General features: G+C 72.5%; 18 protein-coding genes. 15 read left to right on the top strand and 3 right to left on the bottom strand.

Translation table 11 applies throughout. The features are described 5' to 3' along the window. The first annotated feature begins 93 nt into the window (after positions 1-93). The 6 genes from dxr (at position 94) to OG285_RS07700 (ending at position 7586) form a co-directional block, all read left to right on the top strand. On the top strand, positions 94-1353 hold the full coding sequence (gene dxr, locus OG285_RS07725) for a 1-deoxy-D-xylulose-5-phosphate reductoisomerase (protein ID WP_356832576.1): 1260 nt from the start codon (positions 94-96) through the stop codon (positions 1351-1353). Beyond that, entirely contained in the window at positions 1350-2654 is a 1305-nt protein-coding gene (locus tag OG285_RS07720; RefSeq protein WP_356832574.1) for a site-2 protease family protein, read from the top strand. The genes dxr and OG285_RS07720 overlap by 4 nt, the downstream gene beginning before the upstream one ends. A gap of 164 nt (positions 2655-2818) precedes the next feature. Continuing rightward, positions 2819-3973, top strand: coding sequence for a flavodoxin-dependent (E)-4-hydroxy-3-methylbut-2-enyl-diphosphate synthase (ispG, locus tag OG285_RS07715; RefSeq protein WP_356832572.1), 1155 nt, complete (start codon positions 2819-2821; stop codon positions 3971-3973). 365 nt (positions 3974-4338) lie between these two features. Beyond that, positions 4339-5184, top strand: a complete 846-nt coding sequence (locus OG285_RS07710) for a GNAT family N-acetyltransferase (RefSeq protein ID WP_356832571.1) — start codon at positions 4339-4341, stop codon at positions 5182-5184. A 30-nt stretch (positions 5185-5214) separates the two neighbouring features. Beyond that, entirely contained in the window at positions 5215-5763 is a 549-nt protein-coding gene (locus OG285_RS07705) for a GNAT family N-acetyltransferase (RefSeq protein WP_356832569.1), read from the top strand. 128 nt (positions 5764-5891) lie between these two features. Next, complete coding sequence (locus OG285_RS07700) at positions 5892-7586, top strand: proline--tRNA ligase (RefSeq protein WP_371790577.1); 1695 nt, start codon at positions 5892-5894, stop codon at positions 7584-7586. A 39-nt stretch (positions 7587-7625) separates the two neighbouring features. Here OG285_RS07700 and OG285_RS07695 read toward each other — a convergent pair whose 3' ends face one another. Genes OG285_RS07695 through OG285_RS07685 form a run of 3 tightly spaced genes read right to left on the bottom strand, consistent with a single transcriptional unit; the run spans position 7626 to position 9504 of the window. Next, positions 7626-8528: an aminoglycoside phosphotransferase family protein gene (locus OG285_RS07695; RefSeq protein WP_356832565.1), complete on the bottom strand. Its 903-nt coding sequence runs from the start codon at positions 8526-8528 to the stop codon at positions 7626-7628. Beyond that, the gene (locus OG285_RS07690; protein WP_356832563.1) at positions 8525-8977 is read right to left on the bottom strand and encodes a ferritin-like domain-containing protein; all 453 of its coding nucleotides are present in this window, start codon (positions 8975-8977) and stop codon (positions 8525-8527) included. The genes OG285_RS07695 and OG285_RS07690 overlap by 4 nt, the downstream gene beginning before the upstream one ends. Then, positions 8977-9504, bottom strand: a complete 528-nt coding sequence (locus tag OG285_RS07685; protein ID WP_371790576.1) for a twin-arginine translocation signal domain-containing protein — start codon at positions 9502-9504, stop codon at positions 8977-8979. Before OG285_RS07685 ends, OG285_RS07690 begins: the two co-directional genes overlap by 1 nt. A gap of 181 nt (positions 9505-9685) precedes the next feature. On the opposite strand from OG285_RS07685, the gene rimP reads away from it, so the two are divergent. The 9 genes from rimP to OG285_RS07640 all read left to right on the top strand — a co-directional run bounded on the left by rimP (position 9686) and on the right by OG285_RS07640 (position 21604). Next, a complete protein-coding gene (gene rimP / locus OG285_RS07680; RefSeq protein WP_356832559.1) occupies positions 9686-10183 on the top strand; it encodes a ribosome maturation factor RimP in 498 nt (165 codons plus the stop codon). Between the two features lie 2 nt (positions 10184-10185). After that, positions 10186-11199, top strand: coding sequence for a transcription termination factor NusA (nusA, locus tag OG285_RS07675; RefSeq protein WP_356832557.1), 1014 nt, complete (start codon positions 10186-10188; stop codon positions 11197-11199). A 121-nt stretch (positions 11200-11320) separates the two neighbouring features. Next, positions 11321-11599 carry a YlxR family protein gene (locus tag OG285_RS07670; RefSeq protein ID WP_371790575.1) on the top strand — a complete coding sequence of 93 codons (279 nt, stop codon included), beginning with the start codon at positions 11321-11323 and terminating at the stop codon, positions 11597-11599. Between the two features lie 161 nt (positions 11600-11760). Further along, entirely contained in the window at positions 11761-14862 is a 3102-nt protein-coding gene (gene infB, locus OG285_RS07665) for a translation initiation factor IF-2 (RefSeq protein ID WP_371790574.1), read from the top strand. A 175-nt stretch (positions 14863-15037) separates the two neighbouring features. Next, complete coding sequence (locus tag OG285_RS07660) at positions 15038-15334, top strand: DUF503 domain-containing protein (RefSeq protein ID WP_356832552.1); 297 nt, start codon at positions 15038-15040, stop codon at positions 15332-15334. 26 nt (positions 15335-15360) lie between these two features. Beyond that, the gene (gene rbfA, locus OG285_RS07655; protein WP_371790573.1) at positions 15361-15840 is read left to right on the top strand and encodes a 30S ribosome-binding factor RbfA; all 480 of its coding nucleotides are present in this window, start codon (positions 15361-15363) and stop codon (positions 15838-15840) included. After that, positions 15837-16736 (top strand): tRNA pseudouridine(55) synthase TruB, encoded by a 900-nt coding sequence (gene truB / locus OG285_RS07650; RefSeq protein ID WP_371790572.1) that lies wholly within the window; start codon positions 15837-15839, stop codon positions 16734-16736. The genes rbfA and truB overlap by 4 nt, the downstream gene beginning before the upstream one ends. Before the next feature lie 182 nt (positions 16737-16918). Beyond that, positions 16919-20602: a trypsin-like peptidase domain-containing protein gene (locus OG285_RS07645; protein WP_371790571.1), complete on the top strand. Its 3684-nt coding sequence runs from the start codon at positions 16919-16921 to the stop codon at positions 20600-20602. Between the two features lie 48 nt (positions 20603-20650). Then, a complete protein-coding gene (locus OG285_RS07640) occupies positions 20651-21604 on the top strand; it encodes a bifunctional riboflavin kinase/FAD synthetase (protein ID WP_356832544.1) in 954 nt (317 codons plus the stop codon). Positions 21605-21626 lie beyond the last annotated feature (22 nt).

Genomic DNA, 21626 nt, shown 5'->3' with positions numbered 1-21626 from the left:
GCCGACCGGTGGCCCCAGCGCCGGACCGCCCGGACACTCCGTACGCACCCGAACCGGGGCTCACTGTCCTGACGGCCGGGCGATGCGGCAACAATGGGGGGCATGAGCGACAGCCCTGCCACCCTCGCCGACCCGCACATCGTCTTCGACCCCGTCGAAGGACGCCGGGACATCGTCGTCCTCGGCTCGACCGGGTCCATCGGCACCCAGGCCATCGACCTGGTGCTGCGCAATCCCGACCGCTTCCGGGTGACGGCGCTCTCCGCCGCGGGCGGGCGGGTCGCCCTGCTCGCCGAGCAGGCACGCCGACTCGGTGTCCGTACCGTCGCTGTCGCCCGTGCGGACGCCGTGCCCGCGCTGCGCGAGGCGCTGGGCGCGGAGTACGGCACCGAGCCGCTCCCGGAGATCCTGGCGGGGCCCGAGGCCGCGAGTGAACTCGCCGCGTCCGACTGCCACACCGTGCTCAACGGCATCACCGGCTCGATCGGCCTCGCACCCACACTCGCCGCACTGGCAGCGGGCCGCACGCTCGCCCTCGCCAACAAGGAGTCGCTGATCGTCGGCGGCCCGCTGGTGAAGGCGCTGGCGAAGCCCGGCCAGATCATCCCGGTCGACTCCGAGCACGCCGCGCTCTTCCAGGCGCTGGCGTCCGGAAAGCGCGCCGATGTGCGCAAGCTCATCGTCACCGCGTCCGGCGGCCCCTTCCGTGGCCGGACCAGGGCCGAGCTGGCGGACGTCACCCCCGACGCGGCGCTGGCGCACCCGACCTGGGCGATGGGCCCGGTCATCACGGTGAACTCGGCGACCCTGGTCAACAAGGGCCTGGAGGTCATCGAGGCGCATCTGCTGTACGACGTGCCGTTCGACCGTATCGAGGTCGTCGTGCACCCCCAGTCGTACGTGCACTCCATGGTCGAGTTCACCGACGGCTCGACGCTCGCCCAGGCCACCCCGCCCGACATGAGCGGCCCGATCGCCGTCGGCATCGGCTGGCCGCAGCGGATCCCGGACGCCGCTCCCGCCTTCGACTGGACGAAGGCGTCCAGCTGGGAGTTCTTCCCGCTGGACACCGAGGCCTTCCCGTCCGTCGGGCTCGCCCGGCACGTCGGAGCCCTGGGCGGCACGGCCCCCGCGGTCTTCAACGCGGCGAACGAGGAGTGCGTCGACGCCTTCCTGGCCGGAAAGCTGCCCTTCAACGGGATTATGGATACGGTCACGGCAGTCGTGGCCGAGCATGGCGAGCCCCGTACGGGAACTTCTCTGACGGTCGCGGACGTCCTGCAAGCGGAGACCTGGGCACGCGCCCGGGCCCGTGAACTCGCCCAGAAGGCCACAGCGGAGGCTCGCGCATGACCACGATCGTGTTGACGGTCATCGGCATCGTCATCTTTGTCTTCGGGTTGCTCTTCTCCATCGCCTGGCACGAGCTGGGCCACCTGTCGACGGCGAAGCTCTTCGGCATCCGCGTCCCGCAGTACATGGTCGGCTTCGGCCCGACCATCTGGTCGCGGAAGAAGGGCGACACGGAGTACGGCTTCAAGGCGATCCCGGCCGGCGGCTACATCCGCATGATCGGCATGTTCCCGCCGGGCCCGGACGGCCGGATCGAGTCCCGGTCCACCTCCCCGTGGCGCTCCATGGTCGAGGACGCGCGGTCGGCGGCCTTCGAGGAGCTGGAGGAGGGCGACGAGGAGCGGCTGTTCTACACCCGCAAGCCGTGGAAGCGCGTGATCGTGATGTTCGCGGGCCCCTTCATGAACCTGGTCCTCGCCGTGGTGATCTTCGTCGGGGTCGCGATGTCCTTCGGCTTCGAGACGCAGACCACGCAGGTCGCGGGCGTGCAGAAGTGTGTCATCTCGCAGAGCGAGAAGCGCCAGACCTGCGAGAAGGGCGACCCCGTCTCGCCGGCCAGGGCGGCGGGCCTGAAGGAGGGCGACAGGATCGTCGCCTTCGACGGTGCGAAGGTCTCCACCTGGGCCGACCTGTCGGACCACATCCGCGACACCATCGGCCCGGCCACCCTCACCGTCGTACGGGACGGCAAGCAGCAGACCCTGCACGCCAGGCTCGCCAAGAACATGGTGGCCCGCAAGGACTCCAACGGGGACGTCGTCCCGGACAAGTACGTCCCGGCCGGGTACCTCGGCTTCGCCGCGCAGACCGAGATCAAGCCGCTCTCCTTCGGCGCTTCGGTGGGCCGGATGGGCGGCATGGTGAGCAACGGTGTCGACTCGATCGTCGCGATGCCGTCCAAGATCCCGGACCTCTGGAAGGCAGCCTTCGACGGCGGCCAGCGCAAGGCCGACTCGCCGGTCGGTGTGGTCGGCGCGGCCCGGATCGGCGGCGAGGTCATGACGCTGCACGTGCCCGCGCAGAACCAGCTGGCGATGATGCTGTTCCTGCTGGCCGGCTTCAACCTCTCGCTCTTCCTCTTCAACATGCTGCCGCTGCTGCCGCTGGACGGCGGACACATCGCGGGAGCCCTGTGGGAGGCGCTGCGGCGCAATCTGGCCAAGGTCTTCAAGCGGCCCGACCCGGGCCCGTTCGACGTCGCGAAGCTGATGCCCGTCGCGTACGTCGTCGCCGGGGTCTTCGTCTGCTTCACCCTGCTCGTGCTGGTGGCCGACATCGTCAACCCCGTCAAAATCACCTGAGAACAACCGGAAAGCAGCGGCCGCACACCCTTGGTGTGCGGCCGCTCACCTTTGGGTGGTTTACGGGCGCGGATGTTCGTGTGCTGCCCCGGGTGACGTAATCTCGGTGGCCGAAGCCCGTTGTTTCCGGGACCTCGATCCACACCCTTGGGGATGCACTGCGCATGACTGCGATTTCTCTCGGAATGCCGGACGTTCCGACCAAGCTCGCCGACCGGAGGATCAGCCGCAAGATTCAGGTCGGCACGGTGGCCGTCGGAGGAGACGCACCCGTCTCCGTGCAGTCGATGACCACCACGCGGACCTCGGACATCGGGGCGACGCTCCAGCAGATCGCCGAGCTGACCGCTTCCGGCTGCCAGATCGTGCGGGTGGCGTGCCCGACGCAGGACGACGCCGACGCGCTGGCGACCATCGCGAAGAAGTCGCAGATTCCGGTCATCGCCGATATCCACTTCCAGCCGAAGTACGTCTTCGCGGCGATCGACGCCGGATGCGCGGCGGTGCGGGTGAACCCGGGCAACATCAAGCAGTTCGACGACAAGGTGAAGGAGATCGCACGCGCGGCCTCCGACGCCGGCACGCCGATCCGGATCGGCGTGAACGCGGGCTCGCTGGACGCGCGGCTGCTGAAGAAGTACGGCAAGGCGACGCCCGAGGCGCTGGTCGAGTCGGCGCTGTGGGAGGCCTCCCTCTTCGAGGAGCACGGCTTCCGCGACATCAAGATCTCGGTGAAGCACAACGACCCGGTGGTCATGGTCAACGCCTACCGGCAGCTCGCGGCGCAGTCCGACTACCCGCTGCACCTGGGTGTGACCGAGGCGGGCCCCGCCTTCCAGGGGACCATCAAGTCCGCTGTGGCCTTCGGCGCACTGCTCAGCGAGGGCATCGGCGACACCATCCGGGTCTCGCTCTCCGCGCCGCCCGCCGAGGAGGTCAAGGTCGGCATCCAGATCCTGGAGTCGCTCAACCTCAGGCAGCGCCGCCTGGAGATCGTCTCCTGCCCGTCCTGCGGCCGGGCCCAGGTCGATGTGTACAAGCTGGCCGACCAGGTGTCCGCCGGGCTCGAGGGCATGGAGGTCCCGCTGCGCGTCGCCGTGATGGGCTGTGTCGTCAACGGTCCGGGTGAGGCGCGTGAGGCCGATCTCGGTGTGGCATCGGGCAACGGCAAGGGCCAGATCTTCGTGAAGGGCGAGGTCATCAAGACCGTCCCGGAGTCGAAGATCGTCGAGACCCTCATCGAAGAGGCCATGAAGATCGCCGAGCAGATGGAACGCGACGGCATCGCCTCCGGCGAGCCCGCTGTCTCCGTCAGCTGAGGCTGAACGGCCCTGTCGGCCGGACCGCTCCCGTGAGCTGAACGGTTCCGTGAGGTGAACGCCTCCGTCGGCCGAACCACCAGGCCGGGGCCGGACCGCTCTGTCGGCCGGACCGCTCCGGCGGTGCGCGGGACAGGACCCTGTGCAGGCGCATGCCCGCACGCAGGGCCTCTCCCGCGCGAGCGGTGCTGCGATCCATCTCCGGGTACAGTTCGGAGACCAGCAGACCGTGTGACTCCGCCCCCAGGGGCTTCTCGCGGTGACGCGTCGGTCAAGCCGTGACCGACGCCGGACAGGCGCGCTGCAAACGCTAGCAAGAGCGCGATGCCGTGACACTGCCCCGAAGGAGCGTTGGAGCGACCCTTGTGTTGACGCAGACCACCACCCGGGTCCTGGAACCCGGCGAACTCGACGCGGCGCTCGAGATCCTGCACAGCGATCCCGTCGTCAACGCCTTCGTGACGTCCCGCGTCCAGGTCGCCGGACTCGACCCGTGGCGGCTCGGCGGCGAGATGTGGGGCTGGTACACCGGCGGCAGGCTCCGCTCGCTCTGCTACTCCGGCGCCAATCTCGTCCCGATCTGCGCGGGCCCCGACGCCGTACGCGCCTTCGCCGAGCGTGCCCGCCGGGCCGGCCGCCGCTGCTCCTCCATCGTGGGACCCGCCGAGTCCACGGCGCTGCTGTGGCGGCTGCTCGAACCGAGCTGGGGCCCCGCCCGCGACGTCCGCGCCCATCAGCCCATGATGGTCACCGAACAGCAGTCGCCCGACATCGCGCCCGATCCGCTGGTCCGCCGCATCCGCAAGGACGAGCTGGAAGTGGTCATGCCCGCCTGTGTGGCCATGTTCACCGAGGAGGTAGGCGTCTCCCCGATGGCCGGGGACGGCGGACTGCTCTACCAGGCGCGCGTCGCCGAACTGGTCGGCTCCGGCCGCTCCTTCGCCCGGATCGAGAACGGCAAGGTCGTCTTCAAGGCCGAGATCGGCGCCGCCACCTCCCTGGCCTGCCAGATCCAGGGCGTCTGGGTCGCCCCGGAGTTCCGCGGCCGCGGCCTCTCCGAGACGGGCATGGCCGCCGTCCTGCGCTACGCGCTCGCCGATGTCGCCCCCGTGGTCAGCCTGTACGTCAACGACTTCAACTCCGCGGCGCGCGCCTCCTACCGGCGGGTCGGCTTCCGCGAGGTCGGAGCCTTCATGAGCGTCCTGTTCTGACGCCGGAGTTCTGCGGTTAGGGTGCCGACCATGGATGACGCAGTGGTCGGGCCGGTCGATCTCGCCGGACGAGTGGACGAAGCGCTGGCCGTGCAGGCCCTCGCCTTCGGCCTCAGCGAGGCCGAGGTCGCCGTGCGCCGCCACATCGTGCTGCGCCATCTGCAGAACCCCGGTGCCCGCGCCCTCGGCGCGACGGCGCCCGACGGCCGCCTGGTCGGCTTCGTGTACGGGATGCCCAACAGCCGTGCCCACTGGTGGTCCACGGTGGTCGAGCCGTATCTGCGCGCCACCGGCTCCGACTCCTGGCTCGACGACTCCTTCGTGATCACCGAACTGCACGTGCACCCCGGCTTCCAGGGCCGGGGCACCGGCCGCGAGATGATCACCGCGATCACCGACGCCGCAGCCGAACCGCGCTCGATCCTCTCGGCCATCGACCGCGAGTCCCCGGCCCGCGGTCTCTACCGCTCCCTCGGGTACACGGACCTCGCGCGGCAGGTCCACTTCCCCAGCGCGGGAATGCCGTACGCGGTGATGGGCGCCCCGCTCCCGCTGCTCCGCCCCGCCGCCCCCGCCTGAGCCCGTGCGTTCCGGTCGCCCTCCTGACCGATTTCCGCCCGCCCGCCGGGCACGGTTAACCTCCTGACATCACTTACGGGGGTCCGGGGGGAGTCCCCCGGAAAACACAGCCAAGCAGGAGAGTCACCATGGCCCAGGTCCAGCGCATGTCCCGGTTGATGGTCAAGACCTTGCGCGACGACCCGGCGGACGCGGAGACGCTCAGCCACAAGCTCCTGGTCCGCGCCGGTTACGTACGCCGCAACGCGGCCGGGATCTGGACCTGGCTGCCGCTGGGCAAGAAGGTCCTGGACAACGTGTCCCGCGTGGTGCGCGAGGAGATGGACGGCATCGGCGCGCAGGAGGTCCTGCTTCCCGCGCTGCTGCCCAAGGAGCCCTACGAGGCGTCCGGCCGCTGGGAGGAGTACGGCGACCTGCTCTTCCGCCTCCAGGACCGCAAGGGCGCCGACTACCTCCTCGGCCCGACGCACGAGGAGATCTTCACCCAGACCGTCAAGGACCAGTGCACGTCCTACAAGGACCTGCCGGTGATGCTGTACCAGATCCAGACGAAGTACCGGGACGAGGCCCGTCCGCGCTCCGGCGTGCTGCGCGGCCGTGAGTTCCAGATGAAGGACTCGTACTCCTTCGACACCACGGACGAGGGCCTGGCCGAGTCCTACCGGCTGCACCGCGAGGCGTACATCAGGATCTTCGAGCGCCTCGGTCTCGACCACCGCATCGTCTCCGCCGTCTCCGGCGCCATGGGCGGCTCGGCCTCCGAGGAGTTCCTGGCCCCGGCCGCCGCCGGCGAGGACACCTTCGCTGACTGCCCCCGGTGCGACTACGCGGCCAACACCGAGGCGGTCACCTTCACCGCCCCCTCGGCCGACGCCGTGGAGCACGGAGCCGTCGAGGAGCTGGACACCCCCGACACCCCGACGATCGAGACCCTGGCGGCGCACCTCGGTGTGGACGCCTCCGCCACCCTGAAGAACCTGCTGGTGAAGGTCGACGGCGAGATCGTCGCCGTGGGCGTGCCCGGTCACCGCGAGGTGGACCTCGGCAAGCTGGGCGAGCACCTGGCCCCCGCCGTGGTCGAACTGGTCGTCGCCGAGGACTTCGAGGACCGCCCCGATCTGGTACGCGGCTACGTCGGCCCGCAGGGCCTGGAGAAGGTCCGCTACATCGCCGACCCGCGGATCGCGGCCGGCACGGCCTGGATCACCGGCGCGAACAAGCCCGGCAAGCACGCGCGCAACGTGGTCGCCGGACGCGACTTCGAGGTGGACGACTACCTCGACGTGGTGGTCGTCGAGCCCGGCGACCCCTGCCCGTCCTGCGGCACCGGCCTGAACCTGGACCGCGCGATCGAGATCGGCCACATCTTCCAGCTGGGCCGCAAGTACGCGGACACCTTCCAGCTCGACGTGCTGGGCCAGCAGGGCAAGCCGGTCCGGGTCACCATGGGCTCGTACGGCATCGGCGTCTCCCGGGCCGTGGCGGCACTCGCCGAGCAGTCCGCGGACGACAAGGGGCTGTGCTGGACCAAGGAGGTCGCACCGGCCGATGTGCACGTCGTCGCGGCGGGCAAGGCGCTCCAGACCGAACTGGCCCTGGACGTCGCCGACAAGCTCGGCGCGGCCGGTGTGCGGGTGCTGGTCGACGACCGCGCCGGGGTCTCGCCCGGGGTGAAGTTCACCGACTCCGAGCTGATCGGCGTCCCGCAGATCCTGGTCGCCGGCCGCCGGGCCGCGGACGGCGTCCTCGAACTGAAGGACCGGCGCACGGGCGAGCGCGAGGAGCTCACGGTCGCCGAGGCGATCGAGCGGCTGGCCGGCTGAACCGACCGGAGTGACGCGTACGCGGCGGGGCGGGCCGGCTCAGAGCCAGCCCGCGAACTCCAGCAGCAGCTCCCCGTCCTGCCGCCGCCCCGCCGCGACCGCCCGCACCCCCGATTCCACCGCCCGGAACAGGGTCCAGCCGTGCAGCCGCGCGTGCTCGACCTCCAGCGAGTCCGCCAGCCGGTTCACCCGGCGCCGCACCGTGGAGGGGCCGACAGCGGCGGCGACCAGGTCGTCCACCCGGTCGCGCACCAGCCGGGCCAGGTCGTACGCGCGCTCGCCGACCACCGGATCCGGACCCACCGCGAGCCAGGGGGTGCGCTCGCCCGCGAGTACCTTGCTCTGGCGGAAGTTGCCGTGCAGCAGCACGCTCTCGGCAGCCGACGGGAGGAGTTCGTCGCGCGCCGCGAGCGCCGCGTCGACCAGCGGGACGACCAGCGGTTCGGCCGTCGCCCGCATGGCCGTGGCCTGCCGGGCGGTCCGCTCGGCCACCGTCTCGAAACCGTGCCCGTCCGGCGGCGCCACCCAGAGCTTGCGCACCGTGCCCGCGGCCTCCAGGAGAGCCTTGGCCTCCGGGAGCGAGTGCAGCGAGACCTCCGGGTGCAGACGCTCCAGGAGAAGGGCACCGTCGCCGGGGGAGGGGTCGTCGAGCAGCTGCACGGCGCCCCAGCCGTTCCAGTGCGCCAGCGCGGCCCGCTCCAGGTCGGGCCGGGCGAAGGACGGAGCCAGCTTCAGCGCCGCGTGCGTTCCGTCGGCGCGGCGCACCAGCACGATCAGGGCGCTGCGGCCTCCGGGGGCCTGTACTCGCTCGGCAGTCAACTCCCGTACGCCGAGGGCCCCTTGCATATCAGTCTGAATCCGGCTGAACCAGTCGGCCGCGGCGGCGTCCCCGTACGTCTCGCCGAGCGCCCGGACAAGCCGCTGCGGCGGTTCGAAAGTCATGCGTGCGTGGGTCCCTTTCCGGCGCTTGCTGAGGCCCGCTCGGCGAGCCCCGGAAAGGCTACGCTGCCGTCGCCCCGCCACCGCGCAGCCCGCACCGCGGCCTCCCGCAGGGCCAGCGCCGCCTCGTGCCGCAGCGGCCCCTGCGCGGCCCGCACCAGGTCGGAGTAGACATCGGCCACCCGGTCCTCCAGAACCGCCGCGAGCCGGACCGCGTCGCCCTGCCCCGTCACCTCGAAGGGCAGCGCATAGGCGGCCGACGCCGCGACCGGCTTGCCGCCCAGGTCGCGCACGGTACGGGCCAGCGCGTCGCGCCGGGCGCGGTGGGCGTCGTACGCCTGGCGGGCCTCGGTCCTGCGCGCGGGAGCGATCCGGCCGCCGACGACGCCGTACCCGTACACGGCGGCGTGTTCGGCGGCCAGTGCGGACTGCGCCGCTTCGCGTGCGCTCATCAGTGGTCCCCCTGGGTCAGCAGATACGCGTGGACGGCGGACGCGGCCGCGACCGAGGCCAGCAGCCGTGCCAGCTCCGGCGGTGCGTCGGCGAGCGCGGCGGTGTGGGCGTCGGTGGCCCGCCGCTCGGCCGCCGCGAGGGCCTTCAGGGCGGCCTCGCGGTCCGCGGGCACACCCGGGGGCGCTGGCGCCGGGGAGGCCTTCCGGGACGGGCCGGGCGTCGCGGAGGGTGTGGACCCGGCGGGCGGCGCCAGCGCCTTGACGTGCAGTGCCACGGCGTCCCGCAGCGGCCCCACGAGCTTCTCCGTCGCCGCGTCCCGGTGCCGGGCGAGCACCGCGTCGTACAGGGCGAGCAGACCGGCGCTGGTCCGCGCGGAGCGCTGCCGGAGCACCGTCCCGGCGCGGGGAGCGGCCGCACCCTGTGTACGGTGGGCGGCGGACCGTTCCGAACAGCCGGTCAGGAGTGCGGCACCGGCAGCCGCCGTCGCGCCCAGCACACTCCTGCGTGTGGTCCCCGTGCCCAGCACGTGTTTCTCCCTCGGCCCGAAGTGATCACCGCAGGCGAGCGTACCTGCGGGTCAACACAGCGAGGACGGCAACACCCCTGGGGACCGGATACCCTTTGATCTGACACGCGACGATCAGACACGCGGCGATCGAGAAACGCGACGATCCCACAACAGCACACGCGGCCGAGGAGTCACCCGGATGAGCACCACCCAGAGCGAGAGGCTGCGCGGGCTGCTGGAACCGCTCGTCGCCGCCAAGGACCTGGATCTGGAAGAGATCGAAGTGTCCCGGGCCGGCCGGCGTGGCGTACTGAGGATCACCGTGGACTCCGACGACGGCGTCGAGCTGGACACCTGCGCCGAGCTGAGCCGGGCCATCTCCGAGAAGCTCGACGAGAGCGACGTGATGGGCGACGGCGAGTACGTACTCGAAGTCAGCTCGCCGGGCGCCGACCGTCCGCTGACGGAGCACCGCCACTACGTACGGGCCACCGGCCGCCTGGTGAAGCTGACGCTGACCGGGGGCGACGAGGTGGTCGCGCGCATCCTCGCGGTGGACGACGACGGCCTCGACCTCGAAGTGCCGGGCGTGAAGGGGCGCAAGCCCACCGCCCGCCGGGTCGGCTTCCCGGAGATCGCCAAGGCGCGCGTGGAGCTGGAATTCAACCGCAAGGACAAGAAGGAAGAGGAGGCGTAGCCATGGACATCGACGTAAAGCTTCTGAAGGGCTTGGCGAAGGAGAAGGAGATCTCTTTCGACCTGCTGGTCGAGGCGATCGAGTCGGCCCTCCTCATCGCGTACCACCGCACCGAGGGAAGCCGCCGCCTCGCCCGCGTGCGCCTCGACCACGACAACGGTCATGTGACGGTCTGGGCGAAGGAGGACCCGGCCGACCTCGAAGAGGGCCAGGAGGCCCGGGAGTTCGACGACACCCCGTCCGACTTCGGCCGGATCGCCGCGACCACGGCCAAGCAGGTCATCCTGCAGCGGCTGCGGGACGCGGAGGACGACCTGACCTTCGGCGAGTACGCCGGGCGCGAGGGCGACGTCGTCGCCGGGGTCGTCCAGCAGGGCAAGGACCCGCGGAACGTGCTGGTCGACATCGGCAAGCTGGAAGCCATCCTGCCGGTGCAGGAGCAGGTGCCGGGCGAGACCTACTCGCACGGGCTGCGGCTGCGTACGTACGTGGTCCGGGTGGCCAAGGGTGTCCGCGGCCCGTCCGTGACCCTCTCCCGCACCCATCCCAACCTGGTGAAGAAGCTCTTCGCGCTGGAGGTCCCGGAGATCGCGGACGGCTCGGTCGTCATCGAGGCCATCGCCCGCGAGGCCGGTCACCGCAGCAAGATCGCCGTACGGTCGACCCGGTCGGGGCTCAACCCGAAGGGCGCCTGCATCGGCCCGATGGGCAGCCGGGTGCGCAACGTGATGGCCGAGCTGCTCGGCGAGAAGATCGACATCGTGGACTGGTCGGACGATCCGGCCGAGATGGTGGCCAGCGCGCTCTCGCCGGCCCGGGTCAGCAAGGTCGAGATCGTCGACCTCGCCGCCCGCTCGGCCCGGGTCACGGTCCCGGACTACCAGCTCTCGCTCGCCATCGGCAAGGAAGGGCAGAACGCCCGCCTCGCCGCCCGGCTGACCGGCTGGCGCATCGACATCCGCCCGGACACCGAGCCGGACGACGGCCCGTCCGACGGCCGGGGCGACGAGGCCTGAGCCTCCGGTCCCGGCCGGGCGGCCGGGACCGTAACCGCACGATTCCGGAAAACTTCAAGACAACATCCGTTCGATTCCTGCCCCAATCGGGTGGGGTCGTTACGGGGAGGTAGACTTAAACGTGTCTGGCCGGACAGTCGACCGAGCGTGCCCTGAGCGAACCTGCGTGGGATGCCGGGAGCGGACGGTCAAGAGCGAACTGCTGCGCATCGTCGTGGTCGGGGGCAGATGCGTCCCTGATCCGCGCGGTACGCTGCCCGGCCGGGGTGCGTATCTGCACCCCGCCCCGGTCTGCCTCGACCTGGCGGTCCGCCGCCGGGCGTTCTCCAGGGCCTTCAAGGCCAGGGGGCCGCTCGACAGCGCGGAGCTGACCCAGTACGTCGGGCAGGCAGCACCGTAATAGCAGCACCGTAATAAGTGAACGGCACGGGTCCCCGTGCGGTCAGGTACCTCGCGAGTTGGAAGTAGGTCGAGATTGCGATGAGCACTCGATGAGTACGCGATGAGTACGCCCATGAAGTAGCGACGGTCCGGCGGTAACCCGGACCTAAAAGGAGCGAAGTGGCTAAGGTCCGGGTATACGAACTCGCCAAGGAGTTCGGAGTTGAGAGCAAGGTCGTCATGGCCAAGCTCCAAGAACTCGGTGAGTTCGTACGTTCGGCGTCCTCGACGATCGAGGCGCCGGTTGTACGCAAGTTGACTGACGCTTTGCAGGGGCCCGGCGGCAACGCCGGCAAGTCCGCTGCCAAGCCCGGCGCGCCCCGCAAGGCCGCGCCCTCTCCCGCACCCCGTGCGGGTTCCACGCCCGCGGCGCCGTCCCCGGCCGCCGCGGCCCGTCCCGCTGCCCCGAAGCCCGGTGTCCCGGCCCCCAAGCCGGCAGCCGCCGAGGCTCCGCAGAGCAGCGCTCCCAGCACCCCCTCGGCGCCGTCTCCGGCCGCCCCGGGTCCGCGTCCGGGCCCCAAGCCCGCGGCCAAACCCGCTCCGGCGGCTCCGGTCCCGGCAGCCGAGTTCTCGGCGCCCGCCCCGGCCCAGCCGGCGGCGCCGCAGACCCCGCGTCCCTCGGGCGCGACCCCGGGTCCCCGTCCCACCAACGCCCGTCCGGCCCCGGCCGGCGGTCAGCGTGACGGTGGCCGCGGCGGCGAGCGTCCGGCACGGCCGGCCGGCCAGGGCGCCCCGCGCCCCGGCGGCAACCGTCCGTCCGGTCCCCGTCCGGGCAACAACCCGTTCACCTCCGGTGGCTCCACCGGTATGGCCCGCCCGCAGGCACCCCGTCCCGGTGGCGCCCCGCGTCCCGGCGGCGGCCAGGACCGCCCCGGCGGCCCGCGTCCGCAGGGTGGTCCCGGTGGCGCTCCGCGTCCCCAGGGCCAGGGCGGCGCACGTCCCAGCCCCGGCGGCATGCCCCGTCCGCAGGGCGGTGCCCCGCGTCCCGGCGGCGCCCCCAGCGGTAACCGTCCCAACCCCGGCATGATGCCGCAGCGTCCGGCTGCCAGCCCCCGTCCCGGTGGCGGTCCCGGCGGTGGCGGTCGTGGTCCCGGTGGCGGCGCGGGCCGTCCCGGCGGCGGCGCCCGTCCGGGCGGCGGCGGCTTCGCCGGCCGTCCGGCAGGTCCCGGCGGCGGCGGTCGTCCCGGCGGCGGCGGTGGCTTCGGCGGCCGTCCCGGCGGCGGTGCTCCCGGTGGTGGCTTCGGCGGACGTCCCGGTTTCGCGGGCCGTCCCGGCGGCCCCGGTGGCCGCGGCGGCACACAGGGTGCCTTCGGCCGTCCCGGCGGGCCCGCCCGCCGTGGCCGCAAGTCGAAGAGGCAGAGGCGCCAGGAGTACGAGGCCATGCAGGCCCCGTCGGTGGGCGGCGTCATGCTGCCCCGCGGCAACGGACAGGCCGTCCGGCTGTCGCGCGGTGCCTCCCTCACCGACTTCGCGGAGAAGATCAACGCCAACCCGGCGTCGCTCGTCGCCGTGATGATGAACCTCGGCGAGATGGTCACGGCCACGCAGTCCGTCTCCGACGAGACGCTGAAGCTCCTCGCGGACGAGATGAACTACGTCCTGGAGATCGTCAGCCCGGAGGAGGAGGACCGCGAGCTGCTCGAGTCCTTCGACATCGAGTTCGGCGAGGACGAGGGCGGCGAAGAGGCTCTCGTCTCGCGCCCGCCGGTCGTCACCGTCATGGGTCACGTCGACCACGGTAAGACCCGGCTGCTCGACGCGATCCGCAAGACGAACGTCATCGCGGGCGAGGCCGGCGGCATCACGCAGCACATCGGTGCCTACCAGGTCTCCTCCGAGGTCAACGGCGAGGACCGCCGGATCACCTTCATCGACACCCCGGGCCACGAGGCGTTCACCGCCATGCGTGCCCGTGGTGCGAAGTCCACCGACATCGCGATCCTCGTGGTGGCGGCGAACGACGGTGTGATGCCCCAGACGATCGAGGCGCTGAACCACGTCAAGGCGGCCGGTGTACCGATCGTCGTCGCGGTCAACAAGATCGACGTCGAGGGTGCCGACCCGACCAAGGTGCGCGGTCAGCTCACCGAGTTCGGTCTGGTGGCCGAGGAGTACGGCGGCGACACGATGTTCGTCGACATCTCCGCCAAGCAGGGACTCAACATCGACTCCCTCCTGGAGGCCGTGGTCCTGACCGCGGACGCCTCGCTCGACCTGCGGGCCAACCCGGAGCAGGACGCGCAGGGTATTGCGATCGAGTCCCACCTGGACAAGGGCCGCGGTGCCGTCTCGACGGTCCTGGTCCAGCGCGGCACGCTGCGCATCGGCGACACGATGGTGGTCGGCGACGCGTACGGCCGGGTCCGGGCGATGCTCGACGACAACGGCAACAACCTCGAGGAAGCGGGTCCCTCGACCCCCGTCCTCGTGCTGGGTCTCACCAACGTCCCGGGTGCCGGCGACAACTTCCTGGTGGTCGACGAGGACCGTACGGCCCGTCAGATCGCCGAGAAGCGTGCCGCCCGTGAGCGCAACGCCAACTTCGCCCGCAAGGGCGTCCGGTTCTCCCTGGAGAACCTGGACGAGGCGCTCAAGGCCGGTCTGGTCCAGGAGCTCAACCTCATCATCAAGGGCGACGCGTCCGGTTCGGTGGAGGCTCTCGAGTCCTCGCTGCTCCAGCTCGACGTCGGCGAAGAGGTCGACATCCGGGTCCTGCACCGCGGTGTGGGTGCGGTCACCGAGTCGGACATCGACCTGGCGACCGGCTCCGACGCCATCGTGATCGGCTTCAACGTGCGCGCCGCAGGGCGTGCCGCGCAGATGGCCGAGCGCGAAGGCGTGGACGTCCGGTACTACTCGGTCATCTACCAGGCGATCGAAGAGATCGAAGCGGCCCTCAAGGGCATGCTCAAGCCGGAGTACGAAGAGGTCGAGCTCGGCACGGCGGAGATCCGCGAGATCTTCCGCTCGTCCAAGCTGGGCAACATCGCCGGTGTGCTGGTCCGCTCCGGCGAGGTCAAGCGCAACACGAAGGCGCGCCTGCTCCGCGACGGCAAGGTCATCGCGGAGAACCTCAACATCTCCGGTCTGCGCCGCTTCAAGGACGACGTCACCGAGATCCGCGAAGGGTTCGAGGGTGGTATCAACCTCGGCAACTTCAACGACATCAAGATCGACGACGTCATCGCGACGTACGAGATGCGCGAGAAGCCCCGCGGCTGATCCGTATCGCGGTTGATCCGTACCCCGGGGTGAAGCCCCTGGAGTGCAGTGGTCGGGGCCGCTCGGCGGGAGTTATATCCGTCGAGCGGCCCCGGCCGTTGCGTGTACGGTTCTGGTGTCCCTGCCAAGCGGTTGGCGGGGCGCGACCCCGAACCGGCGGGACATCCGGACATGCATGTTTGTAGGGACACTGTCCTTCGATCTCCTGCTCGGCGACGTACGGTCGCTGAAGGAGAAACGCTCCGTCGTCCGGCCCATCGTGGCCGAACTCCAGCGCAGGTTCGCGGTGAGTGCGGCCGAGGTCGGCGACCAGGATCTGCACCGCAGGGCCAGGATCGGCCTCGCCGTGGTGTCCGGCGGGACGGAGCATCTCACTGATGTACTCGACCGGTGCGAGCGACTTGTCGCCGCCCGGCCCGAGGTGGAGCTGCTGTCCGTACGACGGCGGCTGCACGGCGACGAAGACGATTGAGCAAGGCTCGAGAAGGAGAAGGACCAGTGGCCGACAACGCGCGGGCGAAAAAGCTGGCGGACCTCATCCAGGAGGTGGTCGCCGAGAAACTGCAGCGCGGCATCAAGGACCCCCGTCTGGGCACGCACGTGACCATCACGGACACCCGCGTCACCGGTGACCTGCGGGAGGCCACGGTCTTCTACACGGTCTACGGGGACGACGAGGAGCGGGCGAGCGCGGCAGCCGGTCTGGAGAGCGCCAAGGGCATCCTGCGCTCGGCGGTCGGCGCGGCGGCGGGGACGAAGTTCACCCCCACCCTCGCCTTCGTGGCGGACGCCCTGCCGGAGAGCGCCAAGGCGATCGAGGACCTCCTCGACCGGGCCAGGGCGTCGGACGCCAAGGTGCGCGAGGCGTCTTCCGGCGCCGCGTACGCCGGTGGCGCCGACCCGTACCGCAAGCCGGAGGACGAGGCCGACGAGGCCGCGGCGTCCGGCGACGACGACGGGGACAACGCCTCCGCATGACACAGCTGAACACCGTGCCGGACGGCCTTGTCATCGTCGACAAGCCGTCCGGCTTCACTTCGCACGACGTCGTGGCCAAGATGCGCGGGATCGCGAAGACCCGCCGCGTCGGCCACGCGGGCACCCTCGACCCGATGGCCACGGGCGTGCTCGTCCTCGGGGTCGAGAAGGCCACCAAGATGCTCGGCCACCTCGCGCTGACCGAGAAGGAGTACCTCGGTACGATCCGGCTCGGCCAGAACACCGTCACGGACGACGCCGAGGGCGAGATCACCTCGTCCGCCGACGCGTCGGCGGTGACCCGGGAAGCCATCGACGCCGGGGTGGCGCAGCAGACCGGTGCCCTCATGCAGGTGCCGTCCAAGGTCAGCGCCATCAAGATCGACGGCAAGCGTTCGTACGCGCGGGTGCGCGGCGGCGAGGAGTTCGACATCCCGGCCCGCCCGGTGACCGTCTCCTCGTTCCGGGTGTACGACGTCCGTCCGGCCGTCGCCGACGACGGGACGCCCGTCGTCGACCTGGTCGTCTCGGTGGTCTGCTCCTCCGGCACGTACATCCGCGCCATCGCCCGTGACCTCGGCGCGGCCACCGGGGTCGGCGGCCACCTGACGGCGCTGCGCCGGACCCGGGTCGGCCCGTACGGGCTCGACACGGCCCGGACCCTGGACCAGCTCCAGGAGGAGCTGACGGTGATGCCGGCCGCGGACGCCGCCGCCGCCGCGTTCCCGCGCTGGGACGTGGACGAGAGGCGGGCCAGGCTGCTGCTCAACGGAGTCCGGCTCGACATGCCCGGCTACCCCGCCGGGGCCGTGGCCGCCTTCGGTCCCGACGAGCGGCTCCTCGCCCTGGTCGAGGAGGAGAACGGCAAGGCGAAGAGCCTTGCCGTCTTCGGCTGACCCACCGTGGAGCGGGCAGGGCCGCTTGCCCGCTCCACGATCCCCCTCGCAGGGGGTCTGTCCATCCCGGCCCCGGGATTCACTCGTTCGGCCAGGCGCTCGGAGTGAATGCCGGGAGCGCAGGGGGGCGCCTTCGGCCGGTGTCCTCTTCCGGCGATCACCGCGCGCCTACGGTCGGATCCATGGGAAGCGGGGACCGGGAGACGCTGGTACGCATCTGCGATCCGGCGGGACGGCCGCGGGGCACCGGCTTCGTCGCCGATGACCGGGGCACGGTGGTGACCAGCCATGAGGTGATCGCCGGCCTCACCGGAGCCGTGCTGTCCGCAGCGGACGGCCGGACATGCTGCGCCGGGCCCGACGCGATCACCGCACTGCCGGAGCTGGGACTGGCCCTGGTGCGCAGCGAGGACCTCGGCGTCCCACCGCTGCCCCTGGCGGTACGGGACACGGTCGGCACCGGCACCTATGTCCGCGTCGCCGCACTCGGCTGGCGCGCCGCGCGCGTGCTGGGCGAGACCACGGCGGCCTACGCCGCGGACGGCCGCTGCCACCGGCTCACCGCCCTGGAACTGGCGCTCGGCACCCAGGGCAGCGACGCGCTCCGCCCGGGCGGCGCGGCGGCGGGCGGGCCCGTCGTGGACGCGACGACCGGGGCCGTGCTCGGAGTGCTCGGCACCGCGCTGCAGGGGGACCGCCCGGTGGCCGGCCTCGCCGTTCCGCTGCGCGGAGCCGCGCTCGCCCCGCTGCTGCGCCGCAACGCCGCGACCGTCCCCGGCTACGGCCAGGACCTCAACCTCGCGGGCGTACTGGAGCTGACCGCCACCTCGGTCGGGGCTGCCGGCTCCGCCGGGTTCTGGCGCGACCCGGTCGAGCGGCCCGGTATCGCCGCCGCGCTGGACGCCTTCCCGGCGGGCGGCGGACCCGTGCTCGGCCTGGTCGGCGCCCCCGGCACCGGGCGGACGACGGAACTCACCGCCCTCGCCGCCCGCCGGGCCCGCGGCGCGCAGCCCGCCCCCACGGTCTGGCTGCGCGGCGCCGATCTGCGCGCCGCCGATGTCTCGGTCGCGGACGCGGTGGCCCGCACGGTCCGGCAGGCCGGGCGGATCGTGGGCGCCGACGGTCTGGACCGGGCCACCCCGGAGCGGATCGCCGGCCTCGCGGCCGCGGCCGGACAGCCCCTGCTCATCCTGCTGGACGGGCCCGAGGAGATGGCACCGCTGCCGGCCGGCGCGCTGCCGGAGTGGGCCGGGGCCAGCACGCGCTGGCTGTGCGCGCACGGGGTGCGGATGGTGGTCGCCTGCCGTCCCGAGTACTGGGAGCAGGCGGCGGGGCTCCTCGGCCCGCGGGGCGCGGACCGCGTACGGATCGGGGATCTGCCGCCGCGCGAGGCCGGGCGGGCCCGGCAGCGCTACGGCATCCCCGAGGGGATGCTCGCCCCGGAGGACGCGGGCCATCCGCTCGCACTGCGGATGCTCGCCGAGGTGCGGGCCGCGATCCCCGGCGGGGTGGACGGCAGGCCCGCCCGCGAGGACGTGTTCACCGCGTACCTGGATCTGCTCTGCCTGCGGACCGCCGTACGGATCGCGGCCGGCCGGCGCCCCGCCCCCCGGGGCACGGCGGTCCGGCGGCTCGCGGCCGGGGTCTCGGGCCGGGTGCACGAGGCGGCGCGGCGCTGCCTGGGGCCCGGACAGGGGGAGCTGGACCGCGCCTCGTTCGAGGAGCTCTTCCCGTGGCGTACGGGATGGGCCTCGGCCGTGCTGACCGAGGGGCTGCTGACCCCGGCGGGCGCCGGGTACCGCTTCGCGCACGGCGAACTCGCCGACTGGGTGCAGGGCGAGCACCTCGACGTGGACGGCGCACTGTACGCGCTGGTGCACCGCCGGGCGGCGGAACCGGCCGACGGGGCCGCCGCCCGGCTCCCGGAGCGCGCGGACGCCGCCGCTGCGCGGCGTCCGCCGACCGTGCCCCGGCACCGGGCAGGGCCGGTGGTCCAGGCGCTGCTGCTGCTCGGGCGCCGCCACGGACACCACGAACTGGGGCGCCGGCTGCGCGAGTTGACCGAGGCGCTGGGCCGGATGCGGGACGTGCCCGCGGAGACCGGGGCGCCGCTGCCGAGCCGGGAGGCAGGCGCCGGGGCGGAGCCCGCGCCGGTGGTGCCCCGGCAGGCGACGCCCGCGTCCGCCCCTTCGCGGCGTCCGGCACACCCACCGGCCGCACCGGACGGAAGCGTGGGTACGTCCCGTACGGGCCCTTCCGGCCGGTCCGCCGGGAGCACGCACCGGACGCCGCTCCCCGACGGACAGCCGGTTCCCGCCGCGGCACTCGCCGACCCGGAGTGGTGGGCGGCGCGGCTGCTCGCCGATGTGCTGCTGCGCGTTCCCGACGCCCGCCCGTACATCGGCGTACTGCGGCTCCTCGCCGACCGGATCACCCTTCTGTCCGTTCGCGCGGGCGGCCCGCGCGGGCTCGGCGGGTTCGGCGCCTTCGACAGCGCCTTCTGGGAGCGGCTGCGGCTCGGCGAGAGCCACCGGCTCGATCTGCTGCGGAGGCTGGTGCCCGCCGACGGAGCGCCCGGTGTGCGGACCGCCGACCGCTATCTCGACGCCGCCGCCCGGCGGCTCGCCGCCGATCCCAGGACCGTACAGCCGCTGCTGTGCCGCTGGTTCGGGGACGAGCGGCTGCTGCCGTCCGACGACCGCGCCGAGCTGCGGCCCACCGTCGCGGGGGTCGCGCAGGCGCTGCTGTACACCCGGCGGGGGCTGGCCGTGGACGACCTCGCCGAGGCGCTCGTCGCCACCGGCCACCCCCGCGCCGACGAGTTGCTCGCCGCGCTCGCCGAGGACGAGACCTCCGCGCTCTGCCGCGCCGTGGACCGCTGGGCGCACGACGACCGGCCCGAGCGCCGGGCGGCAGCGGCCCGGCAGGCAGCACGGGCCGCCGTACACGCCAGGACAGACCCCGACCGCGAGCTGCTGCGGTACGCGGCACTGGCCCTGCTCGCCCGCCCCGGCGACAGCGGACTGCACGGCCCCGCCCTGGCCCTGCTCGTCGGCGACCCGCACACCCGCGCCCGGCATCTGCCGCGCGCCCTGGCCCTGTTCGAGTCCGGCACGCCCCGGCTGCCCGCCGCCGCGGTCGCCGCCGCGCTGCCCACCCATCCCGAGCCCGTGCTCGCCGCCTTCGAGGCCGTCCTGCGGGCCCGGCCGGACACCGCGGGCCCGGTACTGAGCGCGCTCGCCGGGATCAGCGCCCCCGCCCCGGCCCGCCGCGCCGCCGCACTCGTCCACGAGTACATCGACCGCCACCCGGCGGGCGCCGAGCACGCCGCCGCGTTCGTCGACCGCCGCCTGGAGGACGGCCCGGCCGCCAGGACCGTCATCTTTCCGCTGGTCACCGGCTTGCTGCGGGGCCGCCCGAGCTCCGTGCGCGCGGCACTCGCCCCGGTGCTCGCCGCGCCCGGCGGCCAGGGTTCGCGCGCGATGCGGGCCGAGCTGCTCGACGTCCTCCTGGAATACGAGCGGTACGAGGCCAGGGACGGTCCGGCCGTCCTGGAGGCCCTGGTGCGCGCCGCGGCGCACGGGGCCGCCCGCCGGGCCGAACCCCGGACCCGCGATCTGGTCCACCGCGCCGGACTGCTGCTGGCCCGCACGCCCGACGGAGCGGCCGCCCTCGACCGGCTCCTGACCGAACTGTCCACGGCCTCACCCGTCTTCGCGGGGCAGCTCGCCGGCTGGCTGGCCGGTGCGCCGCAGGAGTGGGCCGTCGTCGTCGGCCCAAGCACCCGCCGCACGGTCGGGAAGCCGGGAGCCCCGATGCCGATGCACGCCGCGAGCGCCGGACATGGCAGTCTTAGACCTGCATAACTGCAGGGCATTGATCATGTACACGGGTTCGGGCGAGGAGCGGTCTCAGTGCAGCGCTGGCGTGGCTTGGAGGACATTCCCCAGGACTGGGGACGCAGCGTCGTCACCATCGGCTCCTACGACGGGGTGCACCGCGGCCATCAGCTGATCATCGGGCGTGCCGTGCGGCGCGCGCGGGAGCTGGGCATCCCCTCCGTGGTCGTCACCTTCGACCCGCACCCCAGCGAGGTCGTGCGCCCCGGCAGCCACCCGCCGCTGCTCGCTCCGCATCACCGGCGCGCCGAGCTGATGGCGGACCTGGGCGTGGACGCCCAGCTGATCCTCCCGTTCACGACCGAGTTCTCGAAGCTGTCGCCCGCCGACTTCATCGTGAAGGTCCTGGTCGACAAGTTGCACGCGCTCGCCGTCATCGAGGGTCCCAACTTCCGCTTCGGCCACAGGGCAGCCGGAAACGTCGGTTTCCTCGCCGAGCTGGGCGCGACGTACGACTACGAGGTCGACATCGTCGACCTCTCGGTGAGCGGGGAGGCGGGCGGCGGCGAGCCGTTCTCGTCCACCCTGACCCGCCGCCTGGTCGCCGAGGGCGACATGACCGGCGCGGCCGAGATCCTGGGCCGCCCGCACCGTGTCGAGGGAGTCGTGGTCCGGGGCGCGCAGCGCGGCCGCGAGCTGGGCTTCCCCACGGCGAACGTGGAGACGCTGCCGCACACCGCGGTCCCGGTGGACGGGGTGTACGCGGGATGGCTGACCGCGGACGGCGAGCGGATGCCCGCGGCGATCTCGGTGGGCAGCAACCCCCAGTTCGACGGCCGCGAGCGCACTGTCGAGGCGTACGCCATCGACCGTGTCGGCCTCGACCTGTACGGCATGCATGTCGCCGTCGACTTCCTCGCCTATGTGCGCGGCATGGAGAAGTTCGACTCGATCGACGCGCTGCTGGTGGCCATGGCGGACGACGTGAAGCGGTGCAGGACGCTGATCGAGGCGTACGAGTCGCACTGACGGTGCGGTGCGCGCACCACGG

This window comes from Streptomyces sp. NBC_01471, assembly GCF_041438865.1.
GTDB lineage: Bacteria > Actinomycetota > Actinomycetes > Streptomycetales > Streptomycetaceae > Streptomyces.
Note: the sequence above shows the minus strand (reverse complement) of the source record. Positions and strands in the feature narration are given on the sequence as shown.